The organism is Ruania rhizosphaerae, assembly GCF_009805705.1.
GTDB classification, from domain to species: Bacteria; Actinomycetota; Actinomycetes; order Actinomycetales; family Beutenbergiaceae; genus Ruania; species Ruania rhizosphaerae.
The window spans coordinates 20,402-34,402 of record NZ_VSMB01000006.1 but is presented as its reverse complement, the minus strand read 5'-3'; the positions used below and the strand labels follow the sequence as shown (position 1 = coordinate 34,402).

12 protein-coding genes are annotated in these 14,001 nt (G+C 67.4%); all 12 read left to right on the top strand.

Going from position 1 to position 14,001, the window contains the following annotated elements:
* Positions 1–145: 145 nt before the first annotated feature.
* The 12 genes from FV560_RS10130 to FV560_RS10075 all read left to right on the top strand — a co-directional run bounded on the left by FV560_RS10130 (position 146) and on the right by FV560_RS10075 (position 13,928).
* Entirely contained in the window at positions 146–1,372 is a 1,227-nt protein-coding gene (locus FV560_RS10130) for a hypothetical protein (protein ID WP_200837603.1), read from the top strand.
* Positions 1,369–1,950 carry a DapH/DapD/GlmU-related protein gene (locus FV560_RS20610; protein ID WP_159621420.1) on the top strand — a complete coding sequence of 194 codons (582 nt, stop codon included), beginning with the start codon at positions 1,369–1,371 and terminating at the stop codon, positions 1,948–1,950. Before FV560_RS10130 ends, FV560_RS20610 begins: the two co-directional genes overlap by 4 nt.
* Before the next feature lie 244 nt (positions 1,951–2,194).
* Positions 2,195–4,207: an ABC transporter substrate-binding protein gene (locus tag FV560_RS10120; RefSeq protein ID WP_159621419.1), complete on the top strand. Its 2,013-nt coding sequence runs from the start codon at positions 2,195–2,197 to the stop codon at positions 4,205–4,207.
* Between the two features lie 92 nt (positions 4,208–4,299).
* Complete coding sequence (locus tag FV560_RS10115; protein ID WP_159621418.1) at positions 4,300–5,292, top strand: ABC transporter permease; 993 nt, start codon at positions 4,300–4,302, stop codon at positions 5,290–5,292.
* Positions 5,289–6,461, top strand: coding sequence for an ABC transporter permease (locus FV560_RS10110; RefSeq protein WP_159621417.1), 1,173 nt, complete (start codon positions 5,289–5,291; stop codon positions 6,459–6,461). The genes FV560_RS10115 and FV560_RS10110 overlap by 4 nt, the downstream gene beginning before the upstream one ends.
* Positions 6,462–6,465: 4 nt before the next feature.
* A complete protein-coding gene (locus FV560_RS10105) occupies positions 6,466–8,694 on the top strand; it encodes an ABC transporter ATP-binding protein (RefSeq protein ID WP_159621416.1) in 2,229 nt (742 codons plus the stop codon).
* Positions 8,691–9,536, top strand: coding sequence for an AraC family transcriptional regulator (locus FV560_RS10100; protein WP_159621415.1), 846 nt, complete (start codon positions 8,691–8,693; stop codon positions 9,534–9,536). Before FV560_RS10105 ends, FV560_RS10100 begins: the two co-directional genes overlap by 4 nt.
* 106 nt (positions 9,537–9,642) lie before the next feature.
* Positions 9,643–10,308: an RraA family protein gene (locus tag FV560_RS10095; RefSeq protein ID WP_200837602.1), complete on the top strand. Its 666-nt coding sequence runs from the start codon at positions 9,643–9,645 to the stop codon at positions 10,306–10,308.
* A gap of 14 nt (positions 10,309–10,322) precedes the next feature.
* Complete coding sequence (locus FV560_RS10090) at positions 10,323–11,021, top strand: SDR family oxidoreductase (RefSeq protein ID WP_159621413.1); 699 nt, start codon at positions 10,323–10,325, stop codon at positions 11,019–11,021.
* An 8-nt stretch (positions 11,022–11,029) separates the two neighbouring features.
* On the top strand, positions 11,030–12,145 hold the full coding sequence (locus FV560_RS10085) for a glycoside hydrolase family 88 protein (RefSeq protein WP_159621412.1): 1,116 nt from the start codon (positions 11,030–11,032) through the stop codon (positions 12,143–12,145).
* Positions 12,142–13,167: a zinc-dependent alcohol dehydrogenase gene (locus FV560_RS10080; RefSeq protein WP_200837601.1), complete on the top strand. Its 1,026-nt coding sequence runs from the start codon at positions 12,142–12,144 to the stop codon at positions 13,165–13,167. The genes FV560_RS10085 and FV560_RS10080 overlap by 4 nt, the downstream gene beginning before the upstream one ends.
* Complete coding sequence (locus FV560_RS10075) at positions 13,164–13,928, top strand: SDR family oxidoreductase (protein ID WP_159621411.1); 765 nt, start codon at positions 13,164–13,166, stop codon at positions 13,926–13,928. Before FV560_RS10080 ends, FV560_RS10075 begins: the two co-directional genes overlap by 4 nt.
* The last annotated feature ends 73 nt before the right edge of the window (positions 13,929–14,001 follow it).

Here is a 14,001-nt window from a genome sequence, read left to right as displayed (position 1 = left end):
TGATCACTGAGCAGCTCCGGGCAGTTTGTATGAAACGCTGCCGACAGGACAGGACGTACCCGGCACTCACACCAGTAGCAGAAGTGGCAAACGCTCCCGGATCCATCCATGGACATCGCACAGCCAGGAACGCATGATCACTGAGGTGAACACAGCCGATCTGCACAACGCCCCGCCCGCGGACATCATGCGCCGGATCTCCGTTCCTGGGCTGTGGCTGGTCCATGCCTACTACACCGTGAGCCCGTACCGCCCGGACGGCAGCGGAATGATCCTGGCAGCCTGCGCGGACCTGGAGCGCGGAGAAAGCCATGTCGTGGTGCTGGACTCCGACGGCCACGAGGTGGACCGGTTCGGGACCGGCCCGACAGACAACTCCTTCTTCCACACGGGGCGGTGGCAGACATGGAGCGCAGACGGCTCAGCGGTCTTCTACGGCTCGGCCACGCCGGACTCACCGCGATTCTTCCGCCGCGACCTGCACACTGGCGCCGAGGACGTGGTCGAGGGGTCGATGGATGGCGGCACCCCGAACGACGGTCCGCTGCTATCAGGACTGCTCGGGATGCTCCAGGCCTCCAATCACCACGGCTCCTACCACCCGGACCTCTCGCCGGTCCCGATCCAGGAGCGTGACGCCCACGGGCTGTTCGAATACAGCCTCGACCCACCATCCGCCCGGCTGCGCCTGAGCGCGGCTGAGGTACTCGCGCAGCACCCGGACGGCGACCGGATCCGCGAAGCCGACGAAGAAGCACGTGCCCGCTTGGGCGCCGACGACGGACTCACCCTGCTCGTCTTCTGTGTTCGGTGGAGCCCGGACGGCTCGCGGCTGCTGTTCTTCTACGGCAACAACGGCGTTCCCGCTGACCGCGGCGAGCCACGCATCAAGGACGTCGTCACGCTGCGAAGCGACCTGACCGACCTGCATGTACCCGTCAACCTGTCCCACGGACGGCGTGGGGTGCACTGGTCCTGGCAGCCCGACAACGAGCGCCTCATCGGATACGGCCCAGACCCGGACGATCCCGATGCGATGTGTCTGGCCGAGGTGCGCTACGACGGGAGTGGGTACCGGCGAATCAGCCCGCACAGCTCAGGCGGCCACCCGAGCGTGAGCCCCACCGACCCCGACCTGATCGTCACCGACCACTACCCACCCGACGGCCGCGTCTGCTTCATCTCTCGCGAGAACGGGCAGGTGCTCGCCACCACACCCCTCCCGCTCAGCAGCGGCAGCGACTATCCGCCAGGCCGATCGCCCCATCGGATCGACGCTCACCCGGTGTTCCATCCCAGCGGGGGCACAGTCCTCTGCAACAGCCTGCCCGGACCCGACGCAGCACTGATCGAGATCGCGGTTCCGCAATGAGCTGGAGACTCCTGGACGGCGGACACAGTTCGCTGCCACCGCGCGGCCTGCGACAGAGCGCCCTCCTCTGGCTCGGTCGACAAGGCATGCGCCGGCACAAGCACATCACGGCACCCGGCTCAGTACGGATCCACCCCGAGGCGCGGATCCACCCGCGAGGGGGCGAGATCGTGCTGGGCGAGCGGGCCGCGGTGGCACCCGGCGCCGTCGTGCAAGGCAACGTCCGGCTGGGTGAGGACTGCTCCGTGCAGGCCTACGCCGTGCTCGTGGGCTACGGCACCCGGGCAGACCCAAGCGGGCAGATCTGGATCGGCGACGGCGTCCGGATCGCCCCGCACGTGATGCTCATCGCGGCAAACCATCGCTTCGCGCCCGGGGCACCGATCCATACCCAGGGTGTCGAACCGGCCCCGATCACGATCGAGGACGACGTCTGGCTGGCTGGACGCGTCAGCGTGATGGCTGGCGTCCGCATCGGTCACGGCAGCGTCATCGGCGCGGGAGCCGTGGTGACTTCGGACATTCCGCCGAACAGTCTCGCCGTCGGGGTACCGGCTCGCGTCATCCGTTCCCGCTGACATCCAGAGCTTGCACCGGACCACAGCACGCTGCTTCGATGGCCGAACGCCGTCAGCGATTTGTGCAAATAGGCGGTAACGAGTCTATGGAGTCACGCCGAATGCGCTCGGCATAGTGAAGGTCACCAAGGCCGCCGTGCCCAACCGCGTCCAGCGATCACGACGATCGCGACGATCACGACGATCGGTCAGCGATTCCGGCGGCGGCTGTTCGACCCGAACTCGACGAGGAGAGAGGCCCGACATGACACGACTTCGACCATCTGGCGGCCAACCGGCCGCACGCCCCCGTGGTCTGGTGGGCCGCCGGCGCGTTGTCGCAGCCACCGCACTGACCGCGACTGCAGCGCTGCTCGCTGCCTGCACCGGTGAACCTGTGGACGATCCGAGCGAGAGCTCAGCTGGCGAACCAGCCAGCAGTGGCGAGGCCCCGATGCTTGCGGAACTCGTGGAATCGGGCGAACTCCCACCGGTGGAGGAACGACTCCCGGAGGATCCGCTGGTCGTCGAGCCCACGGAGCAGGTCGGCCAGTACGGGGGCACGTGGCGCACCGCCACCACGGGTCCCGGCGACGAGGTGTGGCTGGACCTGACGATCGGCTACGAGGGCCTGGTCCGCTGGGCCTCGGACTGGACCGGGGCGCCCGGCGACGCGGAAGTGATCCCCAACATCGCCGCTGGATACGAGGTGAGCGAGGACAGCCAGGAGTTCACCTTCACCCTGCGCGAGGGCATGCGCTGGTCCGACGGTGAGCCGTTCACCACGGCAGACATCGAGTTCGCCTTCAACGACCTGTGGACGGATGAGGACCTGGCCTCGATTCGCGGCCTGGGCGCCGGACCTCTGATGCATGACGGCGAGCTCGCCACTCTGCAGGTCGAGGACGACTACACCTTCACCATCGCCTTCGACCAGCCCAACGGGATGTTCCTTTCCTCGATGGCGAGCGGCGGCGCCGGGGCAAACACCCTGATCGCGCCGCGTCACTACCTCGAGGAGTACCTCCCGCAGTACAACGACGATCTCGATGACCTCGTCGAGTCCGAGGGCTACGACAGCTGGCAGGATCTGCTCGCCGCCAAGTTCGACTACAACACCAACACCGACTACCCGGTGATGAATCCGTGGGTGATCACCGAGCCGCTCGGTACGGGGTCCCGCGTGGAGGCCGAGCGCAACCCGTACTACTTCAAGGTCGATACTGCGGGGAACCAGCTGCCCTACCTCGACGCGGTGCGCTACACCGTGATGAACGAGCCCGAGGTCATGCTGGCCGCAGCAATGCAGGGTGACATCGATATGCATTCACGGCACTTCAACGAGCCGGCGAACAAGCCAGTACTGGCCGAGGCGCGCGCCGAGGGCAACTACGACTTCTTCGAGCTGGCTCCTGGGCTGGCCAACGAACTCGTCGTGATGTTCAACCTCACCCACGAGGACGACCAGATGCGCGAGATCTTCACGAATCGCGATTTCCGCGTCGGTCTCTCCCACGCCATCGACCGCGACGAACTGGTCAACACGGTGTACCAACGACAGGGCACGCCGTCGCAGGTGTCCCCACAGCCGACCTCACCCTTCTACGACGAGGAGATGGCCACCCAATACACCGAGTTCGACGTCGACTTGGCGAACCAGTACCTCGACGACGCCGGCTACGCCGAGCGTGACTCCGAGGGACGGCGGCTGGGCCCCGATGGGGAACCGATCACGTTCTCGGTCGAGCACGCAGGCCTACCCGGTTTCGAGGACGCCCTGGCACTGATCTCGGACGACTGGGCCGATGTCGGCATCACGATGACACCCGATCCCATGGACCGTTCGCTCTTCGAGGAGCGTCGTCGCAGCAACAACTTCGACGCCGTGGTCTGGCTGGCCGGTGGCGGTACTGACGTGACGCAGAACCCGTACTGGTACGCACCACTCTCCGACCGTTCGGACTTCGCCTCTCTCTGGGCGCAGTGGTACACCACCGGCGGAGAAGACGGTGAAGAGCCTCCGGCGGCCACGCAGGAACAGTTCGAACTGTATGACGAGCTACTCCGCACCGCCGACGCCGAGGGGCAGCAGGACCTGATGGAGCAGCTCCTGCAGATCACGGCCGAGGAGTTCTACCACATCGGCACGGTCCGTCCCGGGGCCGGCTACGGGATCGTCAGCAATGACTTCCACAACGTGCCGACCACCATCCCGGACAGCTACCGCGTCAAGACGCCAGCACTGTCCAACCCTGAGCAGTACTACCTCGCTCAGTAGAACCCGATCCGGTCGGACGTCGCCCGCGAGGCGGCGTCCGACCGGATGCCCTCCCTAGTCGGCGACCACGCCACACGAAAGAGGTCCTCTCGATGCTGACCTTCATCGGCCGCAGGCTCCTGTACATGGTGCCGACGCTGATCTTGATCTCGATCGTCGCGTTCGCGATCATCCAGCTTCCGCCGGGCGACTACATCACCACGATGATCGCCCAGATGGAGGCGGACGGTCAGTCCATGGACGCCGCCACGATCGAAGCGCTCCGGGACCGCTACGGTCTGGACCAGCCCTTCTACGTGCAGTACTGGACCTGGATCTCCAACATCGTCTTCCACGGCGACTTCGGTCACTCTTTCCAGTGGAACCGGCCGGTCGGTTACCTGCTCGGCAGCACGCTCCCGTTCACCATGCTGCTGACGTTCTCCACCCTGCTGTTCACCTGGGCGATCGCCTTCCCGATCGGCATCTTCTCCGCCGTGAAGCAGTACTCCATCGGCGACTACGTGGCCACCACGATCGCCTTCCTCGGCGTCGCGATTCCGAACTTCCTGCTCGCGCTGGCGCTGATGTACATCGCGCTGACGGTGTTCGGGCAGCCGGTGGGTGGCCTGTTCTCCGATGAGTACGCCTCTGCTCCCTGGAGCTTCGGGAAGTTCCTCGACCTACTGGGTCACCTATGGATCCCGATGGTGGTGCTCGGCACGGCCGGGACGGCCGGCCTCGTCCGGGTCCTGCGGGCCAACCTCCTGGACGAGCTGCGCAAGCCGTACGTGGTCGCCGCCCGTGCCCATGGCCTGACCGAACGGCGGATCCTGCTCAAGTACCCGCTCCGGGTCGCGGTCAACCCGTTCCTGTCCACGATCGGCTGGGTCCTGCCCGCCCTCGTCTCCGGAGAGATCATCGTCTCCCAGGTGCTGTCCCTGCCCACCACCGGGCCGCTGCTACTGCGCGCCCTGCGCAGCCAGGACATGTACCTCGCCGGCGCGATCATCCTCATCGTCAGCGTGCTGACCGTGGTCGGCACCCTCCTGTCCGACATCCTTCTGGCGCGGCTCGACCCGCGAGTGAGGCTCGGTGCCCGATGACACACCACACGATCCCCGAAGCCGGCAACCCCGCCACCGCCGCGCCCGAAGCGCTCACGACGCATGAGGACATCGACCAGCCGCCGGTGCGGGACAAGGATCGCGCCAGCCAGTGGCGCCTGGTGTGGTGGCGGTTCCGCTCCCACCGGCTCGCCATGATCGGCCTGGCAGGTCTGATCATCTTCTACTCGGTCGCCCTGTTCGCACCGTTCCTGGCGCCCTACTCCTCCAGCACATTCGACTCGGACTACATCTACGCACCGCCACAGCAGCTCCACCTGGTCAGTGACGGCGACTGGGGCCTGCACGTCTACGGCTACGAGCTCGAGCAGGATCCCGACACCTTCGCCCTGACCCATACAGAGAACCCGGACGATCGCATCGACTTGGGCTTCTTCGTCCAGGGGGATCCATACACGGTGATCGGGCCGGTCACCTGGGACCGCCACCTCATCGGCCCCACCGATGCGGAGGACCCGGTCTACCTGCTCGGCGCGGACCGGCTCGGGCGCGACCTGTTCTCCATGATCATCCACGGCACCCGCATCTCCATGACCATCGGGCTGGTAGGTGTCGCCCTCGCGTTCGGCCTGGGCGTGACGCTCGGCGGTATCTCCGGCTACGTCGGAGGCCGCACCGATACCCTGATCCAGCGGGCGGTGGAGTTCTTCATGTCCCTGCCGACCCTCCCGCTCTGGCTCGGCCTGGCAGCTGCGCTCCCCCGCGACTGGGGAACGACACAGCGCTACTTTGCGATCACCATCATCCTGGCGCTGGTGGCCTGGACCGACCTGGCCCGGGTCGTCCGCGGCCGATTCCTCTCGCTACGCACCGAGGAGTTCGTGGTCTCCGCCCGGCTCGACGGCGCACGCGGCAGGCGAGTGATCTTCCGGCACATGCTGCCCTCCTTCTCCAGCCACCTGATCGCCTCACTCACCCTGTCCATCCCCGCGATGATCCTTGCCGAGACCTCGCTGTCCTTCCTCGGGCTCGGGCTGCGGGCCCCGACCATCTCCTGGGGCGTGCTGCTGGAACAGGCACAGAACTTCCGGGTCCTCCAGGACGCTCCCTGGCTGCTCCTGCCCGGCCTGGCCGTGGTGCTCGCCGTCCTGTCCCTCAACTTCGTCGGCGACGGTCTGCGCGACGCCGCCGACCCCTACCGGAGCTGACCCCATGACCACTGAAAGTGCCACGACCATGGCGACGGACGCCGTCGGAGATCACGCCGGGCACCCACTGCTCGAGCTCAGCGGGCTGCACACGCAGTTCGCCACCCGGGACGGCATGGTGCAGGCCGTGCACGGCGTCGATCTGACCGTCCCGGCCGGCAAGACCGTATGCATCGTCGGCGAGTCCGGCTGCGGCAAGTCCGTCACCGCCCGGTCCGTGCTCGGCCTGGTGGACCATCCCGGGCACGTCAACGCCGGCCACGTCTGGTGGAACAGCCCCACTCTGGGGCACGTGGACCTGGCCGCAATGGACCCCAAGGGCGCCGACATCCGCCACGTGCGGGCACAGGAGATCGGCATGGTGTTCCAGGAACCGATCGCCTCGCTCTCCCCGATGTACACCGTCGGAGCCCAGCTCGGGGAGATGCTGCGCCTGCACCAGGGCATGACCAAGCAGCAGGCCCGCGAGCGCGCCGTCGAGCTGCTGACCCGAGTCGGCATCCCGAAAGCCCACACACGGGTCGATGCCTACCCGTGGCAGATGTCGGGCGGCATGTGCCAGAGAGTGATGATCGCGATGGCGCTCGCCGGCGATCCCACGCTGCTCATCGCGGACGAGCCGACCACGGCGCTCGACGTCACCATCCAGGCCCGCATCCTCGACCTGTTCCGTGAGCTCCAGGACGAGACCGGGATGTCGGTGCTGTTCATCACCCACGACCTGGGCGTCGTGGCGGAGATCGCTGATGAGGTGGCTGTGATGTACCTGGGACGCGTGGTCGAACAGGGGACCGTGGAGGAGATCTTCGAGAATCCGCGCCACCCCTACACGCGCGCATTGATGGGCTCCATCCCGACCCTGGGACACACTCGGCGCAGCGCCGGACGCCTGAGCACGATCCGCGGCACCGTCCCCCACGGCGCGCACCGGCCGACCGGCTGCAGCTTCCACCCACGGTGCGATGTGGCCGTGGCCGGCCTGTGCGAGGTGACGGCGCCACGCACCCTTGATGACGGCGCCAGCCTGATCGAGTGTCACCGGTGGGACCCCGAGGCGCTCGGATCCGAGGTCGAGCTGGGGCTTCCCACCCTCCGCCGGGAAGCCACCCCCACGACGGCGGAGCGCGCCCATGCGGAGAACGTCACCAGTGCCACGGGGAACAATCTGACGGAGTCCGCGCCGCTACTGGAAGTGCGCGAGGTCTCCATGCGTTTCCCCGTGCGTTCGGGCTTCCTCAACCGCCACCGCGCCGACGTGCATGCCCTCGACGGCGTGTCCCTCAGCATCCGCCCTGGCGAGACGCTCGGCTTGGTCGGCGAGTCGGGATGCGGGAAGACGACGCTCGGCCGGTGCATCGTACGGGCCGAGGACCCTACCGAGGGGCAGATCCTCTACAGCGGCTCCGACGACGCCGTCGACCTGGCTGGACTGCACGGCGGGGACCTGCGATCTCACCAGCGTGAGGTACGGATGATCTTCCAGGACCCGTTCTCCTCGCTCAATCCCCGGATGACGCTGGGGCAGATCATCGGTGAGCCACTCGTGACCCATCGCGTGGCCACCGGCTCGGAACTGCAGGATCGCGTCGCTCAGATGCTGCGGCGTGTGGGGTTGTCACCGGACTACATGGACCGCTACCCGCACGCCTTCTCCGGAGGCCAGCGCCAGCGGGTAAACATCGCGCGCGCGCTGATCCTCGAGCCGAAGCTCGTCGTCGCCGACGAAGCAGTCTCCGCGCTCGACGTCTCCGTCCGGGCGCAGATCCTCAACCTGCTGCAGGACCTGCAGGACGAGCTGGACCTCACCTATCTCTTCATCTCCCACGACTTGTCGGTCGTGCAGTCCGTCTGCGATCGGGTGGCCGTCATGTACCTCGGGAAGGTGGTGGAGGTCGCCGACACCCAGCAGGTCTTCGACGACCCACAGCACCCCTACACCGAGGCCCTGCTCTCCGCCGTCCCGATCGCCGATCCTGCGCGCCGCGGCGAGGGCCGCCGCATCCGGCTCTCCGACGATCTCCCCGACCCGATCGACCGCCCGGCCGGGTGCTTCTTCCACACCCGCTGTCGCCACGCCGTCGCCGGCCTGTGTGACGGGGCCCCACCTGCGCTGGTGCCGACGGCCGACGTGGTCGACGGCCAGGACGACTTCGGCAGGCACCGGACCGCGTGCCTGCGGCACTCCGAACTCGAGCTGACCGGGATCGCCGGAACTCAGGAGGCAGACCGATGACGATGCTCGCACCGGATCCCCGGCGGGTCACCGACGACATCTACTCCGACTTCTACGACTTCGTCGTCTCCGACATCCACTTCGTGACCCGGAGGGACCGGATCCCGAGCTGGCACACGCCCGCCCGGAACTATGTGGACCCGATCTCGCACATTCTCGTCTACGCCCTGGAGGGCTCCGCCGACTACGAGTTCGACGGTCGCCGCTACCGGGTACGCCAGGGCGACATCATGCTCTTCCCGAAGGGGCTCGCACATACCGGCGCCAGCGTGCCCGAGGACCCGTGGAGCTTCATCGGCATCGGCTTCGATGCTGTGGCCCTGCACGGTGACATCGATGCACAGATCGCCGCGATGAACCATCACTGGCGAGGTGCCTTCACCGACTCGATCGCAGCGATCTTTCCGGAACTGCACGTCGCCTGGGCGGACCAGAAGCCCGGCTACCGGGTGCGTTGCCGCGCGCTGGTGATGTCAGCCCTGTATGCGCTGATCCGGGAACAGACACAGCCTCACCTGTACAGCCCGCACTCGCAGAAGATCGTGCGCATCATCGCGATGATGCGCCGGCACTTCGACCAGACCTACTCGGTGGGCGCCCTCGCTGATCAGGCAGGGCTCAGTCCGTCTCACTTCCGGGCTCTGTTCAAAGAGTTCACCGGGCTGACGGTCAAGGAGTACCACCACAAGATCAAGATCAGCCGTGCCAAGGAACTGCTGCTCAGCGGGGAATGCAACGTCACCGAGGCCGCCATGCGCACGGGCTTCTCCGACATCTACTACTTCAGCCGGCTCTTCAAGAAGGTCACCGGTACGAACCCATCCGAGTACACGAAGCGATGAAGCGATCCGTGCAAAAGATCGAGATGCCGGTCATGGTCCGGCAGACCCAGGAGGGGGAAGCATGAAGGCCACACCGGCACCAGTGCCATCACGACAGGAGAGTCACGTGACAGCGACCGCGGACACCGCGACCGAGCTCTGCACACGGTACGAGCAGGTGACCACGGCGATGGTCAACGATGTGCTCCGATCGAAGGGGCTCATCGACCAGACGCTCCCGCACTCGATCGTCCCGCTGCGGGAGACCATGCGGGTGGCCGGATTCGCGTTCACCATCGCCGGTCGCCCGAGCCGCGACGGTCACAACGACATGCCCGAACGCGCCGCCATGCTGGAAGCGATCACACCCGGAACGGTCTGCGTGTGGGCGACCGACGGCGACGAGGAGTCGGCGCAGTGGGGCGAGGTGATGACCATGGCCGCCATGCGGCAGGGATGCCGGGGCGCCGTCATCGACGGTGGGATCCGCGATACGGACAAGGTTCTCGCGCAGGACTTCCCGGTGTTCGGCCGCTACCGCACCTCGAACGGGATGATGGGTCGGTTCGCCATCACGGGGTGGCAAGAGCCGATCGAGATCGGCGGCGTGCATGTGCGGCCCGGTGATCTGATCTTCGCGGATGTCGACGGCGTGATCGTCGTGCCCGGCGACCTCGCCCAGGACGTTCTGGTCGAGGCGGAGCAGATCGCCCGGAGCGAGGTTGAGATCAAGGACATGGTCTCCGGGGGCGCATCCCCCGGGGAGGTCGTCGCGCGCGGCGGCTACTTCTGAGAAGGGAAGAGCTCATGGACATGAACGAACGTGTCGTCGTCGTCACCGGCGCCGGTGGTGGGATCGGTGCCGCTCTTGCGACCCGGTTGGCCGGTCAGGGAGCGCAGCTGGCGCTCACCTCCCGGTCTCAGGAGAAGTTGGACGCTGCGGCCGCCCTGCTCGACCAGGACCGGGTTCTCGCCCGGGCCGCTGACCTCACGGATGAGGACCAGGTACGGGACCTGTTCTCCGCCGTCGGGGAACGGTTCGGACGGGTGGATGCCCTGGTCAACGTGGCCGGGCTCTCCATCCCCGGGCCGGTCGCCGAGACGTCGCTGGAGGACTATCAGGCGGTGTGGAACGCCAACGTCACGACGGCGTTCCTGTGCTCCAAGCACGCCGTCGGTTTGCTCACCGCCGGCGAGGCGCCGCAGATCGTGAACGTGAGTTCGGTGGCAGGCCTGAACCCGAATCCGGTGGCTCCGCTCTACTGCACGGCCAAGGCGGCACTGGAGATGTTCACACGCGCCTTCGCGATGCAGGCCAAGGAGCAGCGGATCCGCGTCAGCGCCATCTCCCCGGGCGGCGCGGACACCGGCTTCTGGGGAGACCGCCCCATCGACCGCTCGAAGCTCCTGTCCGCCGAGGAGGTGACCGACGCCCTGATGTTCGTGCTCAGCGCCGGCCCCGGCGTGCAGGTCGGCTCGATCGAGCTCGCCCCCTTCTACCCGTGAGGCGCACTGTGACAGCCCCGAACCCCACCTCGACCACAGATCTGGTGACCTCCCACTCCCCGGCCGAGCTCGCCGTCGGCCTGTACGACCACTACGAGTCGATCGCCGAGGTGAAGCACTACTACGGACTGCTCGCGATCCATGGGCTCGCCCGCGTGGCCGATGCCACCGACGACGCCGCACTCTGGGAGCGGGTGGAAACGATCCTGCGTCGCTTCCCGGACGAGGTCGACCATCCCCGGTACAACTTTCCCTCGTACCGGATCGGCGGGATCCCGCAGGCGTTTCTCGTGGCGACGGGGCGGATGGCGGACCGGCGCGAGCTGGTGCGCGACTACGCCGAGGAGATGATGCGCGCTCCGCGTGACGAGCAGGGCATCGTCGTGATGCCGCGCGAACCCGCACGGCAACGGATCTGGATCGACGCTGCCATGGCGACGTCGATGTTCCTCGTCCACGCCGGTCGGGCGCTCGGCGAGCAGAACTACCTCGACGAGGCGGTGCACCAGACCATCGCACAGTACGACGAGTTCCTCGACGCGTCGAACGGGCTGCTGCACCAGTGCAAGAACTTCGTGGGACCTGGCGTGCGCTCCACCGATCACTGGAGCCGGGGAAACGGGTGGGGGTACGTGGCGTTGACCGAGTTGCTCGAGTTCCACCCCACGCGCAGTGAGCACCATGAGGGACTGGTGGACCGGTTCGTCGCTCTCTCCCATGCTTTGCTGCCGCACCAGTCCGAGCACGGGCTGTGGCGTCAGGAGATCCCCGATCCGACGGCCTACGAAGAGACGTCCGGCTCGGCGCTCGTCGTCTACGGCATGGGAGTCGGGATGCGGTTGGGGATCCTCGACGAGGCCACCTTCGCGGAGCCGTTCGAGCGCGGTTTGCACGGTGTGGTGCGGTACGGGGTCAACCCGGACTACTCCACCGACGGATCCTGCCCCGGGTGCCTGTGCCCAGGCGAAGGAGAGGAGAAGGGCACACCCGCGGCCTACGTCCGGCTGAAGCGCCCGCACACCGACGAACCGCACAGCTTCGGGCCGTTGATCCTGGCGCTGGCCGAAGCACACCGACGTGGCGTGACTGCTGTGCACCCGAGCACCGAGATGGGAGAACTGTGAGCGCGCTCGCCGCCGTATACGAAGGTGACGGCGTGGTGTCCACGGCGCCGCGCACTCCCCCAGTTCCCGGTCCGGGACAGGTACGTCTCGACATCGCCTACACCGGCATCTGCGGCACCGATCTGCATGTCGTGCACGGGTCGATGGATGCCCGCGTGAACCCGCCTGCCGTGATCGGTCACGAGACTGCCGGGCGGATCGTCGCAGTGGGCGCCGGCGTGTCCTGGGCGGTCGGGCAGCCCGCGACGGTCATGCCCACGGACCGGTGCGGCACCTGCCCAGCCTGCACCGCAGGGCACGATCACGTGTGCCACCGGATGAACTTCCTGGGCGTCGACGCCGAAGGGGCGATGCAGTCGAGCTGGATCGTGCCCGCAGAGCTACTCGTTCCCCTTCCCGATGACCTGCCGCTCGATGCCGCCGCCCTGGTGGAACCCACGGCGGTCGCCGTGCACGACGTCACGCGGGCAGAAGTGGCGGCCGGTGAGTACGTGGTGGTCGTCGGCGGCGGCCCTGTCGGGCTACTGATCGCCATGGTCGCCCGCACCCGGGGCGCGCGGGTGCTGGTGGTGGAGGTCGACGGCGGTCGCCGGGCAGTCGCGGAGAGCCTTGCCCTCGACGTCATCGACCCCACAGCAGAGGACGTGGTGAGCCGGGTGGAAGCAGCGACCGCAGGTGCGGGAGCGGCCGTGGCCTTCGAGGTCTCCGGTGCTGACGCCGGCATCAACACCGCTGTGGACGTGCTCGCCGTGCGCGGGCGACTGGGCCTCGTGGCCATCCATCCGCAGCCGAAGCCAGTGAACCTGCACCGGTTCTTCTGGCGCGAGTTGACCCTGGTCGGCGCACGGTTGTATCGCCGCGAAGACATGGCGGAGGCGGTCGCGCTGATCGCCGACGGCTCAGTCCCGGTGCGCCCGTTGATCAGTCAGGTGATCCCGCTGGCGCGTGCACCACAGGCGTTCGAGGCGCTGGCTGCCGGCGGAGCGATGAAGGTCCTGGTGGACTGCCGAGGAGAGGGATGAGTACGAACTTGTTCGACCTGACCGGTCAGCGGGCGGTCGTCACCGGCGCCCGCCGCGGCATCGGTCGCGCGATCGTCGAGGCCCTGGCCGGGTCGGGGGCCGACATTGTCGGCGCTTCAGCCCAGATGGAGCCCGACGGCGGAGCGGTCGGTGCGTCTGTCCGCTCGCTCGGGCGGACCTTCACCGCCGTCCAGGTGGATCTCGCCGACCGGGCCTCGGTCGGTGGCTTCGTCGAGCAGGTCCAGGGCGACGGCCCAGTGGACATCCTGGTGAACAACGCGGGAATGATCGGCCGGGCGCCCAGCCTCGAGCACAGCGAGCAGATGTGGGACGAGGTGCTCGAAGTCAACCTCACCAGCCAGTTCCACCTCGCCCAGGCGTTCGGTGCCCAGATGGTCGATGCAGGCCGGGGGAAGATCATCTTCACCGCCTCCCTGCTCAGCTTCCAGGGCGGGCTGAACGTGCCGAGCTATACCGCGTCCAAGTCCGGGCTTGCCGGTCTGACCAAGGCGCTGGCGAACGAGTGGGCGCCGCACGGGGTGAACGTGAATGCGATCGCACCCGGCTATATCGCCACAGACAACACCCAGCCATTGCAGGACGATCCGGACCGGAGTCGAGCGATCTTGGAGCGGATCCCGGCGGGCCGGTGGGGTCAGGGCGGCGATATCGGCGGGACTGCGGTGTTCCTCGCCTCCGCGGCGTCGGACTATGTGCACGGGACGGTGCTGCCGGTCGATGGCGGCTGGCTGGGGCGCTGAAGACGGTGCGGGCAACTGCGTCAGCATCACCCCACACGCGATGCTGACGCTCATGACCGGTGCAGGCACCGCC